The sequence below is a fragment of the Cycloclasticus sp. PY97N genome, from assembly GCF_002443175.1.
Classification (GTDB): domain Bacteria; phylum Pseudomonadota; class Gammaproteobacteria; order Methylococcales; family Cycloclasticaceae; genus Cycloclasticus; species Cycloclasticus pugetii.
In genome coordinates, this window is the sequence record NZ_CP023664.1 from 201,103 (window position 1) to 226,199 (window position 25,097).

Sequence of the window (25,097 nt, forward strand, 5' to 3'; positions counted from 1 at the left end):
ACAAAGCTTCAATACCGTAAAAAGGGTATTTATAACGTGATTAGCACAACTCGTCATTAGAGCTTAATAGCTATCGCCTTTGATTTTGATCTAGGTCAACATAGCCGCCCACGCTTTTTCAAGCCGCTTTTCTGAAATAGGCTGCCTCGTTTTAATCTGCTGGGCAAACAGCGATATTCTGAATTCTTCTAACATCCAGCGGAAAGCTTCATTTTCCGGGTTTGCGTCTGTTGAAGACACCCACAGCCAAAACTTCTTTTCAAAATACTGCGCCTGTTTTGTTTTTTCTTGGTCTTTATGTAATTGCCCGCCTGCTTTTTCCAACCTAAGCTGAATTGCTTTTAAATAACGTGTGTAAAACCTTAACTGGTCTGCCGAAACGTGCCTAACAAACCCGTTGAAACATAAACAAGACAATTGCTTAGAAATATCCTCATACATAACTTTTTCATTACGCCACTGTTCAAGCTCTTTTACTAGCTTTTGATATTGAGACAAAAGCTGCGAAATAACCTCCGAAAGTTCATAGCCTTTTGCATACAATGAAATATCATTTTTCTGCGCCGCTGCATCAAACTCAGCTTCAGTACGAATATCTTGGTCAGCAAAAAAACTAGCAATCAATTGATAAGCCAAATCATCGAAAACATCCTCCCCATGGCTCCGTTTGCAATGGGGATGCAATGGCAATTGTTGATAACTAAACGCCTGTGCGGTGGTGATGGCTGACTGCCGGCTTAGTTTTTTTAGCTCTTTTGAAAACTTCAAACGAAATAACCGTATCAAGCCATTTCGGTGAGTTTTTTGCGCCTGTTCAGCTGAATCCATTAGCGTGAGCCCCACACTCCCTTGCTCATCAACTAAGGCGGGAAAGCCCTTCAGCTCTTGCCCATCATGTTGAATCGTTTGATGTTCGGGGATATCATCAAATTGCCAGTTTTTTGAACCCGATGACGATAACGCACTGGTTAACGCCGTTTGAAATTGCATACCTGCCTTCTCAGCATACTGCCGCTTTAAGGCATTAAAATCTTTAGATACAGCAATAATTTTAGATTTTTTACCCAAAATATGAAAATTCATTCGCAGGTGGGGTGATAATTTATCTAATTCAAAATCTGCTGCTTTTAAGGTTGAGCCAAATTGTTTATTTAAAAAAGCAGCCAATTTGTCTAACAAACGCCCATTTGCATAATCCATTTCCTCTAAGCAGGCTTCAACAGAATTTGAAATAGGCACAAACTGTTTACGTAAATTTTTTGGCAACCCCTTTATCAATGCCTGTATTTTTTCCGCATACAAGCCCGGCACCAACCACTCAAACCCATCATCTGTGAGCTGGTTCAACTGCGCCAATGGGATCTGCGCCGTTACACCATCTTCATTATGGCCTGGTTCAAAACGGTAACTCAATTTTATCGGCACACCATTTATCAGGCGCATATCGGGAAACTTATTCGCATCAACCGCTGTTTCATCTTGCGAAGAAACATCCTCTGGCGTTAATTCAAGAATCGCCTGATTTTCATCCTTTTTTATCCACTTATTTAAAGCGGCCAAACTGTTGATTTGCGCTGGCAATTTTTGATCATAAAACTCAAACAAGGCTTGCTCATCTACAAGCAGGTCTACACGGCGGCCTTTTTGCTGTTCATACTCAATCTCCTGCAACAGTTTTTCATTTTTTCTAAAGAAAGCTGCATGACAAACCATATCTCTATCAACCAGCCCATGGCGTATAAACATCTCTCGCGCCTGCTCTGGTTCTATTCGAGCCAACGGTACTTTCCGCCCTTTGCTAATCGTTAAACCAAACAATAAAAGTTGTTCATGCACCATCCCTTGCGCCGATTTTTTTGACCAATGCGGTTCATAATAATGGTGCTTAATCAAATGCCCAGCGGCTTTTTCAATCCACTCGGGTTTTATTGACGCAACCGTTCGACCATAAACACGCGTTGTTTCTACTTGCTCTGCGGCCATCAACCATTTTGGCGGCTTCTTGAATAACGTAGAGGCGGGATGAATGTAAAATTTTAAATTCCGTGCACCTAAATATTCAGCTTGTTCGTGTTTAAAACCAATCCGAGTCACTAAGCCTGCCAATAAAGACTGATGAATTGCATCATCGTCGGCCTGCGTGTTGTTTATCTTCAACGCCAAGTTTTTTTTCACTAAATCTAATAGCTGACGACGAATATCTTCCCAATCCTTTATTCGCATATACGCAAGAAAGTTTTCTCGACAATATTTACGGAACTGATTATTCGATAGTGTCTTTTTCTGGCGTTGTATTTCACGCCATAACACTAAAAAGGATAGAAAATCCGAGCTCTCATTTTGATACGCCTTATGTTTTTCATCGGCATATTTCGCCTTATTGCTCGGCCGCTCCCTTGGGTCTTGGATCGACAAGGCCGACACTATGGTTAAGACCTCGTCTAAGCATTGAAATTGCTCAGCGGCTAATAACATCCTGCCAAATTGAGGATCGAGCGGGAAATGCGTTAACCGCCGGCCAATTTGAGTTAATTTTTCATTTTTATCTAGCGCACCTAGTTCATGCAAACTACGCACGCCACTACGAATCATTTTGTCGGCAGGCGGCTCTAAAAATGGGAACTGATTAATATCTGCCAGCCTCAACGATTTCATTTGCAAAATAACCGATGCCAGATTGGTACGTAAAATTTCAGGTTCAGTGAATTGAGGCCGTTGGTTAAAATCATCTTCGCTAAACAAGCGAATACAAATTCCCGCCGCTTCTCGCCCACAGCGACCACTTCGTTGATTCGCACTTGCTTGTGAAATAGCTTCTATTGGTAGCTGCTGTATTTTGCTCCGCTGACTAAAGCGACTGATCCGTGCCAAGCCGGTATCTATCACGCAACGGATACCCGGTACTGTTAATGAAGTTTCGGCGACGTTTGTCGCCAGCACAATACGTGGTTTTTTATGCGGCTTAAAAATAGCAGCCTGCTCTTTGCTGCTAAGCCGTGAATACAAGGGCAAAATATCATAGCCTGCTGGGTGATGTTTCCTAAGCGCTTCTGCCGCCTCTCTAATTTCCCGCTCACCACTTAAAAACACCAACATATCACCCGCTCTCTCGCGATGTAATTCATCAGCAGCATTAACAATCCCCTGGACGATATCCTCGTCGCCTTGCTGCGAATCGACACCGACGGGCCGATAACGCATTTCAACCGGATAGGTTCTACCGGAAACATTGATAATAGGTGCGCCATCAAAGTGCCTAGAGAAACGCTCGGGGTCAATCGTTGCCGAGGTAACAATTAATTTTAAATCTGGTCGCTTTGACAATAGCCATTTCATATAACCTAAGAGAAAATCAATATTTAAACTACGTTCGTGCGCCTCATCTAATATCAAGGTATCGTACTGGCTTAAAAATGGATCAGACTTAATCTCTGCCAACAAAATACCGTCTGTCATTAACTTAACAAGGGTTTGTTGATTCTCCTTACCCTGAAAACGGATCTTATAGCCAACAGTATTACCCAGATCTGTATTAAGTTCGTCTGCGATTCGTTGCGCCACACTAATGGCGGCTAATCGGCGCGGTTGTGTATGGCCAATTTGTCCCTTAAACCCACGACCCAGTTCCAAGCAAATTTTAGGTAATTGGGTGGTTTTCCCTGACCCCGTTTCACCACAAAGAATAATAACTTGGTGCTTATCAATCAGCTTGGAAATTTCCTCCCGTCTCTCACTAATCGGTAAATCAGGAAAGTTCACTGTTGGGCAACTTCCCTCACGCAGCTCTACCTGACTAATAGACACTGCTACTTTTTCAGCCAGCGTGTCTAGCAGCGCTTGCTGTTCTAGCGAGCGTTTTAAACTCGCTCTTTTTAACTGCGTACGAAAGGCATGCCGGTCTTTGGTTAAACAATTAGGGATTAATGCGCGAATCTCGCGAATGGATGAAGGCATGTAAATAAAAACTATCGCTAGGCAAAGTGGCATTATACCTAAAGGGCCTCTAACACGTTTACGTGAGCCCTGTGGTTTTAAAAAAGTTTACTCAACTAGCCACCTTTTTCAGGCCCAGCAGTCGTGCAACATCACTCTCTCAACGTTACGCGCTAACTTTAGTCCGCTTTAAATACAAGGTTAAACGAGACGGGAACGGCTGTTGCAATAGAGGGAAGGCTTGCAATCTCCATTAACGCCTTAACCCCTTCCGTTAGGCCAAAATCCATAGCATTCAACATGATTGGCTTAATTGTACTCACCGATATTCCGCCATTCACAGCGATCACTTGTAGCTGTGTTTGCACCGCCACTGACTGCCCATGCAGATTAAGTGTCAACGCCACTGGCATGACAAGCCTTTCACCGATATTTAGGGATGTTATCGCGCCCACCTCTATATTCGTAGACACTTCAGCTATCGGAAAAGCTGCCGTTTCAAATAATAACGACTTCATACGCTCATCACGAATCTCGATATTCGTTTTAACACTGGCCAAATTAATCGTAACGCTTGCAGCGCCATTGTTATCAACATAACCACTCAAAGAGTCGAAGCTATGCACTTCGCCAATAGTATTTTTCTTAATGGAAACGAAATAAAGTGATGAGGCGGTATTATCTAGTTGATAACCTGCTTGCGCGGCTAGCGACAAACACAATAATGAAATAAGTAAAATAAGCTGTTTTATTCTCATAACAATATCCACTTGGCATTAAATGTACGACCGATGATAACAAACTTTTAACCCTTTAATGAACCTCATACAGTGGTATTGAAAATACCCGCCCAAACAAGCTATCCAGCTCATAGACACTATTTTTCATAAAGTGCGACGCTTGGTAGACTAAATTTTATTTCACGCATAAAAAAGCCCCAGCTACATAGTAGCTGGGGCTTTATAACAAATGGTGCCCAGAGACGGATTCGAACCATCGACACGAGGATTTTCAGTCCACTGCTCTACCGACTGAGCTATCTGGGCATCTAAGATGTGGTCGCGTATTAAACAGCGGCAGGCAACTTTAGTCAAGAAAGATGTTAGAAATGACCTTATTTATCGACCGGAACGTACCCTTCTGGTGCTTGAGCGTCATCACTAAATAAAAATTTCTCCATTTCTGCCTTTAATAAAGCACGCGCTTCAGGCTCAAAAGGCGTTAGTCTATTTTCGTTAATCAGCATCGTTTGTTGCGCTAGCCACATCTGCCAGGCTTCTTTTGAGATATTTTGTACGATTTTTTCACCAAGCTCACCCGGAAAAGGCGGCTTTTCTAGCGCATCGGCTTCGCGTTTTAATTTTTGGCAGTACATAGTATTAACCTTCTTATAATTGATTCGTTAGCTGGGAAATTAATTCACTCACCGGCTTTGGGAGACCTATTTTCACACGGCTGTTTATTTCATACCAGCTAGATCTATTATCTTCTGCAACTTTCGAGCTAACCGCTGGCGTCGAGCAAACAATAGGCGTGTAATCCAAATGATAATGAGAAAATGTATGACGTTTTTCCGCTATTGTTTTCGCCCCAGTTATGTCAGTGTCATTTTTTTCACACCACTCAACCAGTTGGTCATACGTTTCAAATTCTGGAAAAGCCCATAGCCCACCCCATAATCCTGTTGGCGGTCGTTGATTGAGTAAAACCGCCTGAGCATTTTTAAAGACTAACCAGTACCGCTTTTTAACCGGCAAACTCATTCGTTTTTTTGGTGTCGGTAATTCTGAAACTAAGTTTTTCTTTAGTGCCAAACAGTCGTCCTTTAATGGGCACTGCGGGCAGTCGGGGTTTGAACGCTTACAAACCGTTGCGCCCAAATCCATCATGGCCTGATTATAGTTACCAGCCTTATGCTTAGGTGTTAACTGCTCTGAAATAGCCCATAGACGCTTTAAAATGGCACTATTCCCAGACCAGCCCTCTATCGCAAAAAAACGACAGAGCACGCGTTTCACATTGCCATCAAGTATCGCTTCTGACTGCCCCATTGATAAGCTTGCTATCGCCCCAGCCGTAGAGCGCCCGATACCCGGCAACTCAACAAGCTCAGCGAGCGTTTGAGGAAAACGCCCCCCATACTGATTAGCAATGATGCCTGCTGTTTTGTGAAGGTTTCTTGCCCGTGCATAATACCCAAGACCTGACCAATAATGCAGCACATCATCTAATGGCGCTTTTGCTAACGCTTCAACGCTTGGGAAGTGCTGAATAAATCGCTCAAAATACGGTATAACCGTTGTTACCTGAGTTTGTTGCAACATGATCTCAGACAACCAAACATGGTAAGGCTCTGGCGGTAATTGCCAAGGCAAACTCTTTCTGCCGTGCAACTCAAACCAACTAAAAACAAGGGCCTGAAAATATTCAGGCCCTACGGACAGTTGCTGAGGCTGCTTTATTAAAATAGGCTTTTTAATAAGTCACCCGCTGGGCCTTTTAATTTCTCGCCAATTTTCTCATCGAGCTTTTCTTTTAGCTCTGTTTTCTTTTCTTCAATTTTTTCTTTTTGCGTCTCGAGTACGATCGCTTTGGTGTCAACCTTAATACTTGGTTTTGCAAATGTTCCAGACACATTCACCGGAATTAACATGTTTTTAAGGTCTTCAGCATCGGCTTGCTCGGCCTCACTAAGTGCCTTTGTCCGCTGTAATGTTAGTCGATAATCCAACACCTCATTGACTAAATTTGCTGTCCCTGCCCCTTTGATATTAATCAAAGGTGAGGCCATCAAGAGGTCTTGGTTGTTAACCAAGCCATTAGTTATTTGCGCAGTACCAGACATATTTGCAAAGGCTGTTTCACCCGTGCCTTGAGCTGCCAGCGCAGATACATCACCTTTCAGCACAGCCTCACCTTGTTTAATTAATATAGCAACATCAATGCCTTTTACCGTGCCGTCTTCGAAACTAAACTGCGCAGTACCATTTAATGCCGACTTAAACGCAGCAACCGTATTCCCGCGCGTGGTTAACGCTGCTTTAATATTCGCCACGCCAGACACCTTAGACTCTCCCATCAGGTCTACCATCAACGGTTCAATATCAACCCCCGTTACCTGTTCTTTAACGCTAATACGTGGTGTATTTTGGCGCGCATCAACTGTTGTTTTACCCTCATAACTACCATTATAAAACTTTTTGACGCTCTGCTGTGAATTTAAAACACCATTTTTAGCGACAACTTTTACACTCGCCTCCTGTGCTGTTAAACCATTAACAATGAGCGATTGCACTGCAAACAAACCATTGATATTTAAATCTCGGACTGTTTGAACAGGAATTAACGCAACTGCTGCTGGCGGAGGAACAGAGGCGCTATTACCCGCGCTGCTTTGGCTTCCCTCTGTGGCTGTTTTTGGCAGATAACGATCAATATTTATTGTATCTACCGCTAAATCAAAAGTGACTGCTGGTTTATCAAAATTATTAACAGATGCCTTACCCGATAACGTTGAATCATCGAATTTAATCGTCATAGGATCTAGCGTTAAGCTCCCTGATTTTGCTAAGTCAGCCACCAAGTGAGTGGCTATATCAACTTTCATTGCACCATTTGGAACAGGTTCTCCGGCCGCATCAATCGCTAACGCTAAGTCTTGAAAATCAAATTTATTTAACCCTTCGTTAATCACCACATCACCATCAAGCTTCAAACGTATTGTCGCTTTTGGTTTACTACTTTCTACGGTAAAGGCTAACTCAACACCCATTGGCGACCCTAAAGATAACGCATCTGTACTCAAACCTAAATCAGTCAGGTTGTAGCTTTCACCCTTGCTGGCATCATCCCATGAGATGCTTGCATCAACAATTTGCACACCACCAATTGCTATCACACCTAAGGCAGCCCCTGATGCTTGATCAGCATTCGTATCGCTTGGTTTTTTATCGCCCTCAGCCGATGACTGGATCATATCTTCCCAGTTAGTTTTGCCGCGTTTATCCTTTGCTAGGTTTAACCGCATGCCTTTTAGAACAACTGTGCTCACTTCTACCTGCCGACTTAACAACGGTAGCAGCTTAACTTTAACGTTTGCCTCTTGAATCTCTGCAAAGTATTCGGCGTTAAAACCTGTTGCATTGCTTAAACTCACCTCGTTAATACCCACGCCCACCCAAGGGAAAATAGATAAATTAAGGTCACCATTGATGGACAAATCACGGCCGGTCTTATCTTTAACAACCGCCTGAATCTCTTCTCGGTAATCATTTGGGTCAATCAGCATTGGCGCAACTATAATAGTCACAACCAATAACAATACTAAACCACCCAAAATTTTAAATAATGTTCTCATAACTTTTACTCCCCCTTGAGTATTCGTTTTATATCCTTAGATGATATCAGCCTTTTATTAAAACTGTATGAATGATCGATTTAAGCTAAGCGGCCAACAAGCGTTCTATTTCAGCCAATTCATTTTTTGATTCACTGAGTATTTGCAATGTGTTATCGGGGCCAAGCTCCCCTAGTTGAAGCTTTTGAAACGCAGGTATTTCAAGTAACGTTGGGCACGCCCTAAACTCAGGTGTGCCAATTGTTGCATGCACACGTGCAATCAACACCAACTCCGCCAAACCAAGCTGTTCCTTATCTAACCACCAATTTTTCCGACTTTCTACAACACCCAGCATTTCGTCTAAGCCCCATTTCTTTATGATCAGCGCACCTACCCTAGGCGCCAATACATCAATACACTTTGTTCTGTTCAGGTCATTTTGCAAAATATTCGGATATTCATCCAATGTCGCTAAAATAGAGGGCACACCAATATCTTGAAACAGGCCCGCCAACATTGCATCGCCCGGCGCTAAGTTTTGTGTTTTACCGGCTAAAAAATACGATATCACAGCCACCTTTGTAGAAAACCGATAAGCCTTTTTGATATACCCTTCAATTTGCTTATTTGACGAATGAAAAATAGATTTTGACAAGAAACTAAGTGAGAGATGATAGGTTTCACGCAGCCCCATTCGGGCCACTGCTTGCTCAACACGTTTCGGCGGGACGCGAGTTAAATACCTTAAGCTGCGAGAAGTTTTAAGAATAAACCCAGACAAGCTCATATCACTTTCGATAACCTTCGCAAACATCTTAGCGTTACCCTTAGGGTGATTTAACGCTGATAAAATTTTCAGGCCAGCATCTGGTATTACGGGCAATAAAGACTTATTCGCAAGAATTTTTTCAAAAACCTCATCATATTCTTCATATCCCTCTTCCATCGTTAAGTTTCCCTGTAAATTTGAAAGTATTTGACCTATTTTTGGTCAAGGGGCAGGCAAATTCAACCGATTAGATGTATTATTTCCAGTCTTTTATTAATTTGCTGATTTAGGCTATCACTAGCGTCAGCATAGAACGGACTGATCATGAACTCAATTCAAACAGACGACACAAGAATTCTTGGTATGCAGGAAATTATTTCTCCTGAACAATTACACAAAGACTTGCCTATTACAGATACGGCTGCTGAAACTACCGCCTCAACCCGGAACGCTATTCATAAAGTATTGCATGGCGAAGATGATCGTTTACTGGTTGTTATTGGCCCATGCTCAATTCATGATACGAAAGCAGCACTCGAATATGCCGCCCGTTTAAAGCCTTACATTGATAATTTATCTGACGATCTGATCATCGTGATGCGAGTATATTTTGAAAAACCACGCACCACGGTTGGCTGGAAAGGACTAATTAACGACCCCAACCTTGATAATAGCTTTGACATCAACAAAGGTGTGTATACCGCACGCGAATTATTACTAAACCTTAATTCTCAAGGTGTCTCTGCTGCCACGGAGTATTTAGACCTAATCACGCCACAATACGTATCCGACCTGATCGCTTGGGGCGCTATCGGTGCGAGAACCACTGAAAGCCAGACGCATCGCGAGTTATCATCCGGCCTATCCTGCCCAGTCGGCTTTAAAAATGGCACTGATGGCACTGTTAAAGTAGCGATTGATGCAATTGGAGCAGCCATTCGCCCACATCACTTTTTATCGGTTACCAAAAAAGGCCAGTCGGCCATTTTTCAAACTGCTGGCAACGACGACTGTCACTTAATTTTACGCGGTGGCAAAACGCCGAATTATGATGCCGACAGTGTTGATGCTGCCGCTAAAGAGCTTGGGAAAGCCGGCGTTAACCTACACATGATGATTGACTTTAGCCATGCCAATAGCAGTAAACAACACGAACGCCAAATGCTTGTAGGTAAGGATGTGGCGAAACAAATAGCCGGTGGTGACATGCGTATTAGCGGCGTTATGATTGAAAGCCACTTAGTTGCTGGCCGCCAGGATCAAGTTGACGGCCAAGAACTAGTTTATGGCCAAAGCATTACCGATGCTTGTATTGACTGGGATAGCAGCGTGCAGTTGCTAGAAGAATTAGCGGCCGCTGTGCGTTCAAGACGCAAAAGCAAACTAGATAGTGCAAACGATTAATCATTGATAACTGCTGATGAATATTCAACTTAACGGCGAAAGTTTTAGCTGTGACGATAAAACAACCTTAGAGCAACTGATCCAACAAATGGGCCTGTTCGGCAAGCGTATTGCTATTGAACTGAATGAAGAAATAAAGCCCGCCGACCAGTTTAATACCATTCAACTTAAAGAAGGAGATACTGTGGAAGTCGTACAAGCCATTGGTGGCGGTCAACCCGATGACCTTGTTATTGCTGGCCAATCTTTTTCCTCTAGATTACTAGTGGGCACGGGCAAATATAAAGATATGGCAGAAACCCAGGCGGCTATCGAAATGAGCGGCGCTGAGATCGTCACGGTAGCCATTCGCCGGACGAATATTGGTCAAAACCCTGGCGAGCCTAATTTACTCGATGTTATTTCCCCTGATAAATACACTATTTTACCCAATACAGCCGGTTGTTATACCGCTAAAGATGCTCTTAGAACATGCCGCCTTGCACGTGAACTATTAGGTGGGCATAAACTGGTCAAATTAGAAGTATTAGGCGACGAAAAAACCCTATTTCCTGATATTACTGCCACCTTAGAGTCTGCTGACATTCTCGTTAAGGAAGGTTTCGACGTAATGGTTTATACCAACGACGACCCTATTATTGCTAAACGGCTAGAGGAGATGGGCTGTGTAGCCGTTATGCCACTTGCCGCTCCAATCGGTTCAGGCTTGGGTATTCGTAACCCATACAATATTCTCACCATCATCGAAAATGCTAAGGTACCCATTATTGTTGATGCTGGCGTCGGTACCGCGTCTGATGCTGCCATTGGTATGGAATTGGGCTGCGATGGCATTCTAATGAACACAGCTATTGCCCACGCAAATAACCCTGTACTAATGGCATCGTCTATGAAAAAAGCCGTGCAGGCCGGACGTGAAGCCTTCTTGGCTGGTCGTATGCCTCGCCGCCGATATGCGTCGGCCTCCTCACCGTTGGATGGTTTAATTTAACCGAGCTTTATTCATGAGCAACGAAACCAACCCCAACTTCTTACGACGCATTCGCAGTTTTGTAAAACGTGAAGGCCGTTTGACGCCCGGACAAGACAGCGCCATTAAAACAGGCTGGCCATTATATGGCTTGGATCCGGCCCTTCTTATTGAGCCAAATTCACTGTTTGCTAATAACCACCCTGTAACACTAGAGATAGGCTTTGGTAATGGTGAAAGCTTAGCCACCATGGCTGAGAATAACCCAGACAGAAACTTTATCGGTATTGAAGTGCATAGGCCTGGTGTTGGGCATTTATTGCGCATCGTTTTAGAGAAGAAGCTGACTAATATTCGTCTTTTTGATACCGATGCTATTGAGGTACTTCAGCACGCTATTCCTGACCATAGTCTCGACTGCGTGCAGCTTTTTTTCCCCGACCCTTGGCACAAAAAAAGGCATCATAAACGCCGCATTGTTCAAACAAGTTTTTTAACCCTGATTCACTCTAAACTGAAAACAGGCGGGCGATTTCATGCTGCAACAGACTGGGAAAACTATGCCGAACACATGATGGAAACGTTAAACGCTCATCCAGGATTTATTAATTCAACTGAGCCAAATTATGCTGAACGTCCGGACTCTCGGCCATTAACGAAATTTGAAAACCGAGGCTTACGTTTAGGCCATGGCGTGTGGGATATGATTTTTATCACAAAGACCCTTAAATAGCCTCCTGACGTACACTTTTTTCTACCTCCAAGCTCTCTGCCGATATATTAATTTGATCCATCATATGCAAAAGCTGCGCTTGTCGTTCCTTTATCTCCGTTTCTAATGCTCTGTTGTTAGCAATCTTGTCGTCTAGCTCATTTTTTCCTGCCGATACACTTCGCAAGCTATCCAACTTACTTTCCATCAGTTTTTTTTGCTCACTTACTTCCCTAATTAAATTAGCCAGCGCCATCGATTTCCAGCGATTAATATCAGCTTGCGCTTGTTCAAAGATTGATATCGCCTGCGCTCCAACGGTATTAACGAAACGTTTTGTAAGTGTATTTTGTTCGGTTAACGCAGCCTCCGAACTACTACTAAACTCTAAGCCATCTCGAAGCAGTTTATCCAATCGCTGTTGATAGACCTTAATATCAAATCGCGCTGCTTGCTCCACATCGAGGTTATGCTCATCTTTAAAGCGCTTATAGATAGCATCCAGTAATTTAATACTCGCTTGTGTGGTACTCAGTGTTTCGTTCAACAGCGAATTTAACCCTTCAAAACTACTTTTCATACCTTGACGAATACCAACACTGGTCCAGCTTTTACTCATTTGCTCGCGTCCTTCATCAATAAGATACGACACACGTTTTGGGTTAACCACTTCTAATAAGTCCGCTATTTGCGTATAAAAAATATGCCGGCTGGTTTTTAGGTGCGCTAAGTTTTGCTTATAAGCCGTTTGCTCTTTTCGCGTTTCTAATAATAATTCCGCCGTTGCTTCTTCACTCTTACTATAAAACCCGTTCAGCTCATTGGTATGGTTCACAACATGCTGTAATCGGCTGGTGAGTACACTGTTAGCTAACTTCATGCTGTCGACAACATCACTAATGACCTTATGCTGAAGAATCTCTTTTTGTGAGCTGAGTATTCTATCTGACAGAAAGCTTTCCAAGCCTTGTATGCCGCTTGCTGAAATCATCTGTTGGTTTTTTTTAATATTGCCTATCAGCCCTTGTTTGGCTGATAGGGGAAAAACAACTTGCTCATCTAGATTTAATAAACCTGCCGTTTCCAATGTTTGCTTATGAATCGACTGAGTCCATTCATCATCGCTCATTAATTCATCGCTTAACGTATCAATTTTATTCAGCACCACCGCCAAACTATGTGGATGCTTATTACTATACCCTTGCACATATTGTTTCCACATCGCCATATCACTTTGTGTCACACCCGTGTCCGCAGCTAAAACAAAAATCATTGCTTGAGCATTCGGTAACATACTTAAGGTTAGCTCTGGCTCGCTGCCTAATGCATTTAGACCGGGGGTATCGAGCACGGTTAACCCTTTTTCTAATAACGGATGCGGAAAACTCACCAACGCATGACGCCAAGCAGGAATCGTCACCTCACCTTCAACCTCTTCAGTCGCCAGTCCTAGCTCTTTTGCATGTGCTGCTGACACCGTTTTTGTTTTTAATAACTGCAAAAAACTATCTTGCATTTTTTCAGGTGAATCGTCGTCAAGCTCAATATGCACCCAGTGTTTTGGGTCTCTTTTGTAATCTTCTATCGAGGTGTCGTTGGCACGCGTTTCAATATCTAACAACCTAAGATAAGGCGCCGCTTTGCGGTCATAAAAAAGCTCCGTCGGGCACATTGTTGTCCGGCCTGGACTCGATGGTAATAAACGTATCCCCGCAGACGAGAAAAATAATGCATTAATTAACTCTGTTTTGCCTCGCGAGAACTCAGCTGCAAAAGCGATAGTAATCGTATCTTTTTCTATCAATCGCAAATTTTTAATCAACATCAACTCTGTCTCTGTATCCGTAAGACTCATCTCATCTAACCAATGCTGATAAACCTTTATAGAGTCAGTCATTGACTGCTTCCATAGGTCATAACTGCGAAGTTGTGCATCAAGGTTCATTTGTTAACCACCCTTTATTTAGCCGGCTTATTCCATAAAGCTTTCTTAAAAGTATAGATGATTATTTGAAAAGTTCTGACAGCACGATGGCTGCCGATGCACACTAGGGCGTTTGCGCTAATAATCTTTTATACCTTGAGGGAAAACTGCCAAGATAATCGATACATTAGCGGCAAGCACGTACCAACTCGGCAGTAGCACTAGCCGCGCGTATTCTCCCAAGTGCGTCCCTTGCTATATCAAAGCAAAAAGCGGTGGTAGTAGTAACATTTTTAATACCTGCAGCGCTAACAAGGCCGCTATCGGGCTAAAATCTATACCGCCCATTGGTGGAATCAAGCGCTGAAAAGGCGTCAATACGGGCTCTGTTATTTTATATAACAAGCTGACCACCGGATTATGGGCACCCGGGTTTATCCAACTTAAAATAACGGTTGCGAAAATACTATAAATAAAAACATTAATAATGGTGCTAATGAGTTCTGTCAAACTCCAAATAAAAACCACCCAAACATCCGGTTGCCCTCTCATGGCTAAAAAACCTATTAGCATCTGCAAAACCAACATCAACACAATAGCCGATAGGTTAAGCCCTTTAACGGTAGGGAAAATCGGCTTTAGTACTGTCAGCGGTACCTGTGTTGCTTTAATAATAAAGCTCGACACCGGGTTTCTTGAGTCCGCATTTGTATATTGCAGTAGCACCCTAAGTACTAACACGAAAATATACGCACCTACCAACGAATTTATAATCAGCATCAATGGGTTTGACAAATATCCTTCTGGCATCAGTTATTTCCCAATTCGTCAGATAACTCGATTGAGCGTTCTTTTGCTCCCAACAGCGCAGCCTGCAAAATATCCCTTAGCCCCTGCTCTTCCAAAATACCTATAGCACGCTCCGTTGTGCCTCCAGGTGAGGTCACGCGTTGACGCAATACACTTGCTGGCTCACTCGACTCTAGCGCCATTTTTGCCGCACCTAGAGCTGTTTCTTGTGTTAATAATTGCGCTGTTTTTTGGCTCAAACCCGCCTTTATTCCTGCCGCCTCCAACGCTTCCATGATCATAAAAAAGTAGGCTGGCCCACTACCTGACAAGGCTGTCACCGCATCCAGCTCATGCTCCTCTTCCACCCACACAGTCACTCCAACTGCACGTAACAGGGATTCCACTAAGTCTTTTTGGTTTTCCGTCACTTGAGCATTTGCATAAAGCCCTGTCGCCCCTGTTTTAACCAGCGCTGGCGTATTAGGCATACAACGAACAATCGGTACATGACCACCTAACCAACGATCAAGGGCCTCCACTCGGATACCGGCTGCAATAGATACCACAACAGGGGATTTATCCTGTATCGCCTGCCCTAAATCTTGTGCAACCGATTGCATATGTTGGGGTTTTATTGCTAATACCAAAACATCTGCTTTAGTGGCTAGCTCTTTGCTGTCTTGTAAGGTATTAACCCCAAATGTTTGGTTTAAATAGCTCAGTTTTTCACTATCTAGGTCAACAACGGTTAGCTTATCGGCTGGGTAACCATTACTAACAAGCCCACCAATTAAGCTGCTGGCCATATTGCCACCGCCAATAAATCCAATCTGTTTTGTATTCATACTCTCACTTAATCTTAAATTTTATAAACGCCATTAAACCGTATTTTTTAGTCTTTCGCCAAAAATAGCGGTGCCTACTCTCACCATTGTTGCTCCTTCTGCAACGGCCACCTGTAAATCGCCGCTCATTCCCATCGAAAGCGTATCCAAGCTAATATCAAATGTTTGCTCAATTTCTTTTTTTACCTGTGCCATTTTCCTAAACGATGCGTGCTGCTCAGCTATCGGCTTATCTACTTTGGGAATAGCCATAAGCCCTCGTAACCGAATGTTTTCCAATGATAATATTGGTTCAATAACGCCTAACAACTCATCTAAATAAAAGCCTGACTTGGTTTCTTCTTCATCAACATTCACTTGCAAACAAATATTAAGCGGCGGCAGATAAGCCGGTCGCTGCTGATTTAAACGAGTCGCTATTTTTAACCGGTCTACACTGTGTACCCAGCTAAAATAGCGCGCAATGTCGCGGGTTTTATTTGACTGAATAGGCCCAATAAAGTGCCATGAAATATCTAAATGCGCTAATACCTGTTGTTTTTTCAGCGCATCCTGTAAATAGTTTTCACCAAAATCACGCTGCCCTGCACTGTACAGCACTGCCACATCACACGCAGGGCGAGTTTTACTAACTGCTAATAATTTAACCGATGAACAATGCGTTTGCTCTAAATCTGCAATCAGCGCCTGTTGTGTATAGTATCGTTGTAATAAAGGAAGCATTATTTAAGATTCGTGCCTATACTTAGAATACGTACTAGATTTACTTGCACTAATGATAGTAGTATTTTCTAGACGTTTCATTATACAAATAACTGAGCTCTCTGGGGCAAACGGATTTAACACATGGATATTTCAGATTTATTAGCCTTTAGCACCAAAAATAACGCCTCTGACTTACACCTTTCAGCTGGTTTACCTCCTATGATTCGAGTGGATGGCGACATTCGACGAATCAATATGCCTGAGCTTGAGCATAAAGAAGTTCATGCAATGATTTATGACATCATGAACGATAAACAGCGCCGTGACTTTGAAGAGTTTCTTGAAGTCGATTTTTCCTTCGAATTGCCCGGCACTGCTCGCTTCCGTGTTAATGCCTTTAATCAAGACCGTGGAGCTGCTGCTGTATTTAGAACTATTCCCGTTGATATTCTTACCCTAGAAGACTTAAATTGCCCCCAATCTTTTAAAGAAATCATTAATGTTCCTCGTGGCATTGTGCTGGTAACAGGGCCAACAGGGTCAGGAAAATCGACCACACTAGCGGCTTTGATGGATTATAAAAACGATAATGTATACGAACACATTCTCACCATTGAAGACCCTATCGAATTCGTACATAAAAGTAAAAAATGCCTTATTAATCAACGTGAGGTACACAAGCATACACATGGGTTTAGTGAAGCCTTACGTGTTGCGCTTCGTGAAGACCCCGACATTATTCTAGTCGGCGAAATGCGAGATCTTGAAACCATTCGCCTTGCGTTAACCGCGGCAGAAACAGGCCACTTGGTCTTCGGTACTTTACACACCAGCTCTGCTGCCAAAACCATTGACCTTATTATTGATGTATTCCCCGAGGGTGAAAAAGGCATGGTTCGCTCCATGTTATCCGAGTCACTTCGTGCTGTTATTGCACAAACCTTAATGAAAAAAATTGGTGGTGGACGAATTGCCGCATGGGAAATCATGACCGGCACTGCGGCTATCCGAAACCTCATTCGAGAAGATAAAATTGCACAAATGTATTCCACCATACAAACCAGTCGTAAAGATGGTATGCAAACCCTCGATCAACACTTAACAGAGCTTGTTCAAGCCGGTGTCATTACAAGACAAGATGCCCGAATGAAAGCCGCCGACAAAAAAGCATTTAGCTAGATAGTATATAAAGGAGAATTTAATATGGATTTTGATGCACTTTTACAACTCGTTGTTCATAAAAAAGCATCTGACTTATTTATTACATCTGGTTGGGCTCCCACCATTAAGGTCAATGGAGCGCTACAGCAAGTATCAAAAACACGCTTAAGCGCTAGCCAGTCTTTAGACATCGTAAAAAGCATCATGACCGATGATCAGAAAAAAGAGTTTGAAGAGACCAAAGAGTGCCAATTTGCCATTCAACGCCCAGATATTGGCCGTTTTCGTGTCAGCGCATTTATACAAAAAGACGATGCTGGCATGGTCTTACGTCGAATCGAAACCACCATCCCAACCTCTGAAGAACTCAACCTTCCACCAATTTTAGACGAATTGGCAATGACAAAACGCGGGCTCATTATCTTCGTGGGCGCAACCGGCACCGGTAAATCAACGTCCTTAGCTGCGATGGTTGGCTACCGTAATAGAAACAGTTCCGGCCATATCATCACCATTGAAGACCCTGTTGAGTATGTGCATGAACACGCGGGGTGTGTCATTACGCAACGCGAAGTAGGCATAGATACCGAATCGTATGAAGTTGCGCTTAAAAACACGTTGCGTCAAGCACCCGATGTCATCCTAATTGGTGAGATTCGTAGTCGCGAAACCATGGAGCACGCTATGACCTTCGCTGAAACGGGGCATTTATGCCTGTCCACTTTGCACGCTAATAACGCCAACCAAGCACTTGATCGTATTATTCATTTCTTCCCTGAAGAAGCGCACAAGCAATTATTTATGGATTTATCGCTCAACCTAAAGGCCATGATCGCGCAGCAACTTGTACCCACCATCGATGGCAAAGGCAGAAAAGCAGTGATTGAAATTATGCTTAACACACCGTTAGCCTCTGACTTCATCAGAAAAGGTGATATTCATAAACTAAAAGAGCTGATGAAAAACTCTACCGAACAAGGCATGCAAACGTTTGACCAGGCACTGTACGGCTTCTATGCCAGCGGCGACATCAGCTACGAAAATGCCATTAATTACGCCGACTCCAGCAACGAGGTGCGCTTAATGATCAAGCTGGGTGATGCAAAAGCTAAAAACCCCGATGATGATAACGACAGTGGTATGGAGTTGATTGATAATTATGATGGGTGAGCAAGCTTTCTCCACCAAACAACTTATATCGTAGGTTGGCGCTGACAACTGCATGAATGCAGAAGCAGTTGCCGACAAAGGAAGCCCAACATATAACTAGAAAACTCTTTGCTAACGAACAACAAAAACCCCGTCAATTGACGGGGGGGTTTATTTAAATCAAATAGTTATCGGTCCCAGCAATTCTCACCTGCATAACTGCCAGTGTAATCTTCCCCATTCACGTCAATAGCAAACGTACCGCAATCATCACCGTCTTGAAACCCACCGGAAACTGGCGTCGCGGTTATCGAGTATTGAGTTACTGTAGCCGATTGCACCTCAATGTCATAATGATCATCTAGGCTCTTGCCAACGTTTCCTACTACATCTTTACTCCAAACGCTGACGGTAGTTGACGCATAACTAGAGTTATTAGCACGCCATTTTTCTTGATTTAAACGCGCATCCAACAAAGCTTGCTTTGCATCCGCACGTCGCGCACGCTTCCCATAGTCTTGATAAGCAGGTACCGCTATCGCTGCCAATACGCCAATAATTACCACTACAATCATCAACTCTATTAAGGTGAATCCGTACAAAGGTTTTTTAATCATTGCGCAGCTCCCGTGCATTTAATTATGTAATTAGAAAGTCAAATTATCTGATTTTTCTTAAAAAATAGCACACAACACGACAAACGGCTATTTTATCAAGACAAGCGGTATATCATAACCCTTGCCAACCTAAGCATCACTACTATAATTAACCGTAACTAGGAGAGCTTTGTAGATGGATCAAAACAGACAAAAGGGTTTTACGCTAATTGAACTACTTATCACTGTTGTGATATTGGGAATTCTTCTTGCTTTGGCCGCGCCATCTTTTTTTGAAATCCTTGAACGTAGAAAAATAGTAGGTGCTACAGATTTATTACACAGCGACTTGTTATTTGCTAAAACTGAGACCATTAAACGCAATAAAGTTATACGTATTTCCTTTAAAAACAAAGGAACTACAAATTGGTGCTACGGCATGAAAGAGGAAGTAACTTGCGATTGCACTACTGCTAATGATTGCGACATAGACGGAGTAGAGCGCGTTGTTAAAGCCAGTGATTTTCCTAATGTTTCAAGCACATGGACGTTTGGAAGTGACACAGCCGAATTTGACCCTATTAGAGGATTCGTAAACCTGAATGATGCAGGGACAGCAACCTTTTCAATCGGTTCAGCTGATACAAATGTGGTTCTTTCAATAACTGGTCGCTCTAGAATTTGTTCTGATACAGGGATTGGAGGATACCCATCATGCTAACTAACCATCACCAGGACTCCAATCAAACAGGGCTTACTTTAATTGAAATGCTAATTGCTTTGGTATTAGGTCTTTTCATTACTGCCGTAATAATTAGCGTTTTTTCAACTAATGTACGTAGTAGCAATGAAAACATTCGCATGATTCGTCTTAACCAAGAATTAAGGGGAGTTATGACCTTAATGGTAGATGAAATAAAAAGGCATGGCTATTCTTTTAATTCGACTGATAAGAATTATATGGATAAGCTAGACTTTGACTTTGCGAACAACTGCTTAAATTATTCGTACGACTCTGACACAACAGATGGTTCTTTTGACGCATCTAAGGATTTATTTGCCTTCCAACTAAGGTCGGATAATATTATCTACTGGAATACAACTCTTTGCGCACCATCCATCGGTGGACAACCTTTAACGGAAACCAATATAGCCAATATTACAACCCTAGATTTTGATTTTTCAGGAAGCGCAAACACAAACAACGTGAGTGGTTTAACGGCCCTAACAACTACACAAGGCGTTAGCGTTTATGACGTCACCATTACTTTAACAGGCACAACAGACTTGCCCCACAGTTCCGATGCAAATGACCCAAGAAGAACGATTACAGAAACCATTCGCATTAGAAACGAAGACCCTAAAGACTGAGGCTTATGATGAAACTCAACAAGATCCAGCCCTCATTAAATAACCAAAAAGGCGTTGCCACACTTCTGGTTTCTATTATTCTCCTTATTGGCGTGACACTCATTACAGTATTTGCAGCACGAGTTGGCGTAATGGATCAACGTATATCAGCAAATGAATATAGACATAAAGAGGCACAGGCTGCTGCTGATGCCGCTTTAGAGCAAGCTGCAGCCTTTATAAATGAGAATACAGGGCTATATGACGGTACTGTTGGCGGCACTTACCCTTGGGTTGAGTGCGTAGGTGGATATACCAGCCTTTTCCCTTGCACAAATGGCAGTGACACTTATAATTTAGCCTACGATAACGACTTAACAACGCTAACAACCATTGAGCCTTTACAACTCGGGGCCACACCAACGGCTGTCGATTTGAGTAGCGGCGTTGTTTCAAACACGTATTTAACCTACACCAATTCAGGCAATGTTATGACCGCCATTGGAACAGGTGAGAGCCTAGACGGCACAGGTAATGCCTACGCCCAAATCTCTTATACTCAAATAACACTGCTAACCTCAGAAGAGGTTCCCCCGGTTATGACCCCAATTATTGAGCTGGGCGGTACTTTCACTATTGTTGCTGACCCCAACGGAGGTGGAAAAGGCGTTCCTGTTTCAGCATGGGTCGCTACCTTTGACACTTCGGGCGGCCTAGGCTCGTGGCAGACTTGCCAATTGGACGCATTCTTAGACAACAGCGGTGATATTTGCTCAGAAACTTTAGATGACACCGATTCATGGAAGTTTTGTGATTGCGATGGCGATAAACTAAGCGAACCTGGCAATGTTAACTACGATATTGTCCAAGCAGACCCTGGTGACTTCCCAGCATCTGTTCTCAGCTACCTGTTCCCCAACTTCGATTCATTTCAAGACGTTGTAAATATAGCCGACGTAGAACTGACAAACTGCTCTGGACTCCAAGCACTTGCCAGCGGTTGGAGCACATCGAAAATTGTAACCGTCGATGGTGACTGCACTATGCCATCGAACTCTATCATTGGTAGCCGAGACGGACCTCTTATTCTTGTTGTCAGTGGTCATTTAAAAATAAACGCTAACTCAGATTTTTACGGCATTGCTCTTGGCCTTAGTGACGTTACACTAAATGGTGGTGTTAAGGTCCACGGCTCCTTATTAGCTGAAGACTCCACAAAGCTTACGACTGGTGGATATGCACAAGTCTACGATGAGTTTGTTCTCGGCTCTATAGTAGAGGACCTCTCTAACCTTGGGCTAGCTAAACAAAAATACAGTTGGACAGATATACAACCATAATTAAAAGTACCTGATTAGGAATTACATTATGACTTTACACACATCAAAAAGCCGTGGCTTTAGCCTAATTGAAGTAATGATTGCCGTACTTGTACTTGCCATTGGTATTTTAGCCGTATCAAAGCTACAGACTAGCTTACTCAGAAGTGGTAGCGATGCCAATAAACGCTCTATAGCTGCCAACATTGCGCAAAAAAAGATTGACGACTTGCGCCGCTTTGTAGAAATAAGCACCTTAGACGACTGGAATGACTTAGCTGTGAACTCAGTCACTAGCTTAAAATACCCACTATCATTAGCATTTAACAACATTGCAGATAATGAGGGGGGCCGAATACAACCAGGCCCCATTAATAGTGGAAACGATGTTTTTAATTTGAGCTGGACAACAGATAACTATTATTACAATGGCGTAAATCAAATTGCCACAACAAATGCTGTCGCACCTGATGTTGCATTTAAATTAGCCCATGTCGTAGTAAGCTGGGATGGAGTAGGTGATGATACTAATAATGTAGTGTCATTTGATACATTCATCCATGCGTATGACTTATCACATACATCATTAGGTGGCTCACCATCCTCTGTGGGCACCCCAGGCCCTGTTGCTAAATACAACCCCCTAGGCGCACCTGATGTTATTAATATTGATGTTGACTCAGGAAAACTGCGTCAAACAAGTAAACCCTTGCCTGACGTGGTATCCGACGAAAATACGCTTGTACAGTTTGAAGTAGTGACTTACCACCAAGATGGCAGTGACTTTATTGCAGACCGCAAAGAAGAGTTCATAACTGCTAGCTGCAACTGTGAATTAACATCTAATGACTTAGGCTATACACCAGGCCATGTCCTCTGGGATGGCGTAAATCGTGACGATGAGTTAGGTTATGAGATTAATAAGGCAACAGCAACAGAAACTAATAATGATAGTGATGCTGAAAACATCTGCACCGTTTGCTGCAGAGACCATCACGATGCAACAGCTTCACCTATTAAATATGTAGCCGGTACAACTACTGGTGACCACCCTCATTATAAAGCCGATGGAAGTATAGCGACTGTAGGTGAAGAATACGTCGAGTCCTGCCGGTTAAAGCGTATCGATGGCGTTTTCAGAGCCTTTCAAGATTGGAATTTAAAAGATATCACCGTTATGGATCGAGCAAGCTTGGCTGATGGTAACCAACTTCAAACCGACTACGTTGATTATCAAAAAAACTTTATACTTAACAATGTTGCATCTGTAGGAGGCACTCCAACAAAGCCAGCATTACGATCACCCGTCAGCATGACCCTTGGGGCACAACAACAACTAGAGGCTAGGGGTATTTATATTGATAACGTCTATGATGTAGGCGGCAACCCAAATCCAGCCAGTTATTTAACTTACGTACAAAGCGCCAGTAAAACAGACCGCTTAGAAGTCATCCCTTTTGCTGAAGTTAATTTAACACTATTAGCCGCTTGGGCATCAGATACGCCAACAAATGTTACTGTAACAAACGAAGACGCTGATACAGTAGTAGACCCTGTCAATGATTATTACGGAACATTCAGTCGTGGCTGGGCTTCAGCGTTAAACCAAGCGACACCAGGAGCTGATATTACAACAACTATGCGCGATGATAACCACGGCTTAACACAAGTCGTTGCGACATCACCCTCTCCAAATAACCTTGACGATACTTTAACTGTCAATGTCGGCGCAAGCGCTGGCGCCATTACAGTTTCTGGCACTTATGAAATCACTTACCCACTAGGCAATACAGGCTCGCCTACTATTAGTCCTGCTGGTGATTGTAATTTACAGGGCAACCCAAGCACATACACCTGCTCCTTTAATTCCCCATGGACAGGCACTATCCAAATAGCTGTTAATATCAAAACAGGACAAAAAACCAAGAGGTGTAGCGGGTCTTCTGATGCTTTTGGTGCTTCTGGGTTAACTACAAACACCACTCATAATTTCGCTAGCTTCGCATGTGATCAACCTCCTTTGTAAAGGACAAGAGAATCAAGGGGTCAGATACTGTCTTAAAAAACAAGCCTAAATGGTCTGTTGTTGATAATTAATATCAAACGGTTTACCTGATTTTAACACTCCATAAGCGAGTACCAATAGTTTTCGCATCACCGCCACCAATACCACCTTTTTTGGTTTTCCTTTGGCTTGTAAGCGTTCGTATAAAGCCCTCATGAGCGGGTTATGCCTAACGGCGACTAAAGCAGGCATATAGAGCGACTTTCGTAATCGTGCGCAGCCCATTTTGGATAACCGCGATCGGTTAATACTACTGCCTGATTGTTCTATCGATGGATTTAAGCCGGGGAATCAAGGGGTCAGCCAGCTTGATCCTATGGCTTTTTTCTCAACTAATGGTGGTAATGCATAGGAATAATAACCATCAGCTATACTCAACATCTAGTAATTCTTGAAGAGCCGCTTGAGCTGCTTGTTTATCCCTGCTGCTCAATTGCCCTGCCTTACGAAGAACCAGTCTATCGTCTAATGTGAACAGCTTCATTCGTACTACCGAATCCGATGGTAGGCCTGCTGCATCTAAATCTTGAATATTGGTATCTAGTGGCCAATCTAAGTTTTTAGCGCTAGTTATCATAGCTAACACAGATTGCCCCACCTTGCGATTAAATGTATTTTCATTTGATAGGACTAACGCTGGCCGCCTTTTTGTTGTTGTCCGGTCTGTAAATGGAAACGGTACAACGACGACATCAAATGCCTTAAAGGTCACTATATGCCTCTTCATCATTTTCCGTCATCCACTCGCTCAACGTGTTTTCTAGGCTTTGCGTGAAGGCTATATCTACTGCTCTTGCTCTACGTAAGTGAACACCGTCTTTTTTTATATCAAAGGCAATTTCATCACCCATTTTCAAATGCAGTAGCTTTCTTACTGGTTCTGGTATTGTTGCTTGGTATTTCTTTGTTAGTTTACTCGTCGCTGTTTGCATAATAGCTCCTTTGCCTGCTGGTAATACTAGTATTACCCATTACTATATTGGTTAATTATAATCCATTCATCAAATCTTGCAAGTAATCAAGAGATCAAGGGGTCAGCCAGCTTGATTTAAACCCTCTTATCC

At 42.9% G+C, this 25,097-nt stretch carries 23 protein-coding genes and 1 tRNA gene; 9 read left to right on the top strand and 15 right to left on the bottom strand.

The annotated features are described in order from the left end of the window. Positions 1-90: 90 nt before the first annotated feature. From hrpA to CPC19_RS01110, 7 genes are all read right to left on the bottom strand, one after another. A complete protein-coding gene (hrpA, locus tag CPC19_RS01080; RefSeq protein ID WP_051176842.1) occupies positions 91-3,954 on the bottom strand; it encodes an ATP-dependent RNA helicase HrpA in 3,864 nt (1,287 codons plus the stop codon). Between the two features lie 158 nt (positions 3,955-4,112). Then, entirely contained in the window at positions 4,113-4,691 is a 579-nt protein-coding gene (locus CPC19_RS01085) for a YceI family protein (protein ID WP_016390300.1), read from the bottom strand. A gap of 212 nt (positions 4,692-4,903) precedes the next feature. Then, positions 4,904-4,979, bottom strand: a tRNA-Phe gene (locus CPC19_RS01090). 68 nt (positions 4,980-5,047) lie between these two features. Next, the gene (locus tag CPC19_RS01095; RefSeq protein ID WP_015004898.1) at positions 5,048-5,308 is read right to left on the bottom strand and encodes an oxidative damage protection protein; all 261 of its coding nucleotides are present in this window, start codon (positions 5,306-5,308) and stop codon (positions 5,048-5,050) included. Positions 5,309-5,321: 13 nt separating this feature from the next. Continuing rightward, positions 5,322-6,308, bottom strand: coding sequence for an A/G-specific adenine glycosylase (mutY, locus tag CPC19_RS01100; protein WP_016390299.1), 987 nt, complete (start codon positions 6,306-6,308; stop codon positions 5,322-5,324). Positions 6,309-6,394: 86 nt separating this feature from the next. Further along, the gene (locus tag CPC19_RS01105) at positions 6,395-8,290 is read right to left on the bottom strand and encodes an AsmA family protein (RefSeq protein ID WP_016390298.1); all 1,896 of its coding nucleotides are present in this window, start codon (positions 8,288-8,290) and stop codon (positions 6,395-6,397) included. An 85-nt stretch (positions 8,291-8,375) separates the two neighbouring features. Next, positions 8,376-9,218: an HDOD domain-containing protein gene (locus CPC19_RS01110; RefSeq protein ID WP_016390297.1), complete on the bottom strand. Its 843-nt coding sequence runs from the start codon at positions 9,216-9,218 to the stop codon at positions 8,376-8,378. Positions 9,219-9,365: 147 nt separating this feature from the next. Here CPC19_RS01110 and CPC19_RS01115 point away from each other — a divergent pair, with 147 nt between their 5' ends. From CPC19_RS01115 to trmB, 3 genes are read left to right on the top strand one after another with little or no spacing between them, the layout of a single operon-like run. Next, entirely contained in the window at positions 9,366-10,445 is a 1,080-nt protein-coding gene (locus tag CPC19_RS01115; protein WP_015004894.1) for a 3-deoxy-7-phosphoheptulonate synthase, read from the top strand. 16 nt (positions 10,446-10,461) lie between these two features. After that, positions 10,462-11,436 carry a sulfur carrier protein ThiS gene (thiS, locus tag CPC19_RS01120; RefSeq protein ID WP_016390296.1) on the top strand — a complete coding sequence of 325 codons (975 nt, stop codon included), beginning with the start codon at positions 10,462-10,464 and terminating at the stop codon, positions 11,434-11,436. Positions 11,437-11,449: 13 nt separating this feature from the next. Next, positions 11,450-12,148 carry a tRNA (guanosine(46)-N7)-methyltransferase TrmB gene (gene trmB / locus CPC19_RS01125; protein ID WP_015004892.1) on the top strand — a complete coding sequence of 233 codons (699 nt, stop codon included), beginning with the start codon at positions 11,450-11,452 and terminating at the stop codon, positions 12,146-12,148. Here trmB and CPC19_RS01130 read toward each other — a convergent pair. The 4 genes from CPC19_RS01130 to CPC19_RS01145 all read right to left on the bottom strand — a co-directional run bounded on the left by CPC19_RS01130 (position 12,141) and on the right by CPC19_RS01145 (position 16,411). After that, positions 12,141-14,072 carry a dynamin family protein gene (locus CPC19_RS01130; protein WP_016390295.1) on the bottom strand — a complete coding sequence of 644 codons (1,932 nt, stop codon included), beginning with the start codon at positions 14,070-14,072 and terminating at the stop codon, positions 12,141-12,143. The genes trmB and CPC19_RS01130 overlap by 8 nt on opposite strands. A 234-nt stretch (positions 14,073-14,306) precedes the next feature. Next, positions 14,307-14,861: a YggT family protein gene (locus CPC19_RS01135; RefSeq protein WP_016390294.1), complete on the bottom strand. Its 555-nt coding sequence runs from the start codon at positions 14,859-14,861 to the stop codon at positions 14,307-14,309. Next, the gene (gene proC / locus CPC19_RS01140) at positions 14,861-15,688 is read right to left on the bottom strand and encodes a pyrroline-5-carboxylate reductase (RefSeq protein WP_016390293.1); all 828 of its coding nucleotides are present in this window, start codon (positions 15,686-15,688) and stop codon (positions 14,861-14,863) included. The genes CPC19_RS01135 and proC overlap by 1 nt, the downstream gene beginning before the upstream one ends. Positions 15,689-15,721: 33 nt before the next feature. Beyond that, positions 15,722-16,411, bottom strand: a complete 690-nt coding sequence (locus CPC19_RS01145) for a YggS family pyridoxal phosphate-dependent enzyme (protein WP_016390292.1) — start codon at positions 16,409-16,411, stop codon at positions 15,722-15,724. A gap of 123 nt (positions 16,412-16,534) precedes the next feature. On the opposite strand from CPC19_RS01145, the gene CPC19_RS01150 reads away from it, so the two are divergent. Further along, positions 16,535-17,572, top strand: coding sequence for a type IV pilus twitching motility protein PilT (locus tag CPC19_RS01150; protein ID WP_096910734.1), 1,038 nt, complete (start codon positions 16,535-16,537; stop codon positions 17,570-17,572). A gap of 24 nt (positions 17,573-17,596) precedes the next feature. Then, positions 17,597-18,724, top strand: a complete 1,128-nt coding sequence (locus tag CPC19_RS01155) for a PilT/PilU family type 4a pilus ATPase (RefSeq protein WP_015004886.1) — start codon at positions 17,597-17,599, stop codon at positions 18,722-18,724. Between the two features lie 167 nt (positions 18,725-18,891). On the opposite strand, the gene CPC19_RS01160 is transcribed toward CPC19_RS01155, so the two are convergent. Further along, complete coding sequence (locus CPC19_RS01160) at positions 18,892-19,320, bottom strand: type IV pilin protein (RefSeq protein WP_016390291.1); 429 nt, start codon at positions 19,318-19,320, stop codon at positions 18,892-18,894. A 175-nt stretch (positions 19,321-19,495) separates the two neighbouring features. On the opposite strand from CPC19_RS01160, the gene CPC19_RS01165 reads away from it, so the two are divergent. The 4 genes from CPC19_RS01165 to pilV are packed head-to-tail and all read left to right on the top strand — an operon-like array spanning position 19,496 to position 23,994. Continuing rightward, on the top strand, positions 19,496-20,020 hold the full coding sequence (locus CPC19_RS01165; RefSeq protein WP_016390290.1) for a GspH/FimT family pseudopilin: 525 nt from the start codon (positions 19,496-19,498) through the stop codon (positions 20,018-20,020). After that, on the top strand, positions 20,014-20,670 hold the full coding sequence (locus CPC19_RS01170) for a PilW family protein (RefSeq protein WP_016390289.1): 657 nt from the start codon (positions 20,014-20,016) through the stop codon (positions 20,668-20,670). Before CPC19_RS01165 ends, CPC19_RS01170 begins: the two co-directional genes overlap by 7 nt. A 5-nt stretch (positions 20,671-20,675) precedes the next feature. Then, entirely contained in the window at positions 20,676-21,989 is a 1,314-nt protein-coding gene (locus CPC19_RS01175) for a PilX N-terminal domain-containing pilus assembly protein (protein WP_016390288.1), read from the top strand. A gap of 28 nt (positions 21,990-22,017) precedes the next feature. Then, positions 22,018-23,994 (top strand): type IV pilus modification protein PilV, encoded by a 1,977-nt coding sequence (gene pilV / locus CPC19_RS01180; protein ID WP_016390287.1) that lies wholly within the window; start codon positions 22,018-22,020, stop codon positions 23,992-23,994. A gap of 45 nt (positions 23,995-24,039) precedes the next feature. Here pilV and CPC19_RS01185 read toward each other — a convergent pair whose 3' ends face one another. The 3 genes from CPC19_RS01185 to CPC19_RS01195 form a co-directional block, all read right to left on the bottom strand. After that, on the bottom strand, positions 24,040-24,225 hold the full coding sequence (locus CPC19_RS01185; RefSeq protein WP_016390286.1) for a hypothetical protein: 186 nt from the start codon (positions 24,223-24,225) through the stop codon (positions 24,040-24,042). Between the two features lie 172 nt (positions 24,226-24,397). Beyond that, positions 24,398-24,763, bottom strand: coding sequence for a type II toxin-antitoxin system PemK/MazF family toxin (locus CPC19_RS01190; protein ID WP_236610527.1), 366 nt, complete (start codon positions 24,761-24,763; stop codon positions 24,398-24,400). Next, on the bottom strand, positions 24,735-24,965 hold the full coding sequence (locus tag CPC19_RS01195; RefSeq protein ID WP_015004879.1) for a type II toxin-antitoxin system PrlF family antitoxin: 231 nt from the start codon (positions 24,963-24,965) through the stop codon (positions 24,735-24,737). The genes CPC19_RS01190 and CPC19_RS01195 overlap by 29 nt, the downstream gene beginning before the upstream one ends. Between the last annotated feature and the right edge of the window lie 132 nt (positions 24,966-25,097).

Coding starts and splice junctions, on each gene's coding strand:
- hrpA (WP_051176842.1), bottom strand. CDS start 3,954: ATGCCTTCATCCATTCGCGAGATTCGCGCATTAATCCCTAATTGTTTA.
- CPC19_RS01085 (WP_016390300.1), bottom strand. CDS start 4,691: ATGAGAATAAAACAGCTTATTTTACTTATTTCATTATTGTGTTTGTCG.
- CPC19_RS01095 (WP_015004898.1), bottom strand. CDS start 5,308: ATGTACTGCCAAAAATTAAAACGCGAAGCCGATGCGCTAGAAAAGCCG.
- CPC19_RS01105 (WP_016390298.1), bottom strand. CDS start 8,290: ATGAGAACATTATTTAAAATTTTGGGTGGTTTAGTATTGTTATTGGTT.
- CPC19_RS01110 (WP_016390297.1), bottom strand. CDS start 9,218: ATGGAAGAGGGATATGAAGAATATGATGAGGTTTTTGAAAAAATTCTT.
- CPC19_RS01115 (WP_015004894.1), top strand. CDS start 9,366: ATGAACTCAATTCAAACAGACGACACAAGAATTCTTGGTATGCAGGAA.
- thiS (WP_016390296.1), top strand. CDS start 10,462: ATGAATATTCAACTTAACGGCGAAAGTTTTAGCTGTGACGATAAAACA.
- trmB (WP_015004892.1), top strand. CDS start 11,450: ATGAGCAACGAAACCAACCCCAACTTCTTACGACGCATTCGCAGTTTT.
- CPC19_RS01130 (WP_016390295.1), bottom strand. CDS start 14,072: ATGAACCTTGATGCACAACTTCGCAGTTATGACCTATGGAAGCAGTCA.
- CPC19_RS01135 (WP_016390294.1), bottom strand. CDS start 14,861: ATGCCAGAAGGATATTTGTCAAACCCATTGATGCTGATTATAAATTCG.
- proC (WP_016390293.1), bottom strand. CDS start 15,688: ATGAATACAAAACAGATTGGATTTATTGGCGGTGGCAATATGGCCAGC.
- CPC19_RS01145 (WP_016390292.1), bottom strand. CDS start 16,411: ATGCTTCCTTTATTACAACGATACTATACACAACAGGCGCTGATTGCA.
- CPC19_RS01150 (WP_096910734.1), top strand. CDS start 16,535: ATGGATATTTCAGATTTATTAGCCTTTAGCACCAAAAATAACGCCTCT.
- CPC19_RS01155 (WP_015004886.1), top strand. CDS start 17,597: ATGGATTTTGATGCACTTTTACAACTCGTTGTTCATAAAAAAGCATCT.
- CPC19_RS01160 (WP_016390291.1), bottom strand. CDS start 19,320: ATGATTAAAAAACCTTTGTACGGATTCACCTTAATAGAGTTGATGATT.
- CPC19_RS01165 (WP_016390290.1), top strand. CDS start 19,496: ATGGATCAAAACAGACAAAAGGGTTTTACGCTAATTGAACTACTTATC.
- CPC19_RS01170 (WP_016390289.1), top strand. CDS start 20,014: ATGCTAACTAACCATCACCAGGACTCCAATCAAACAGGGCTTACTTTA.
- CPC19_RS01175 (WP_016390288.1), top strand. CDS start 20,676: ATGATGAAACTCAACAAGATCCAGCCCTCATTAAATAACCAAAAAGGC.
- pilV (WP_016390287.1), top strand. CDS start 22,018: ATGACTTTACACACATCAAAAAGCCGTGGCTTTAGCCTAATTGAAGTA.
- CPC19_RS01185 (WP_016390286.1), bottom strand. CDS start 24,225: ATGCCTGCTTTAGTCGCCGTTAGGCATAACCCGCTCATGAGGGCTTTA.
- CPC19_RS01190 (WP_236610527.1), bottom strand. CDS start 24,763: ATGATGAAGAGGCATATAGTGACCTTTAAGGCATTTGATGTCGTCGTT.
- CPC19_RS01195 (WP_015004879.1), bottom strand. CDS start 24,965: ATGCAAACAGCGACGAGTAAACTAACAAAGAAATACCAAGCAACAATA.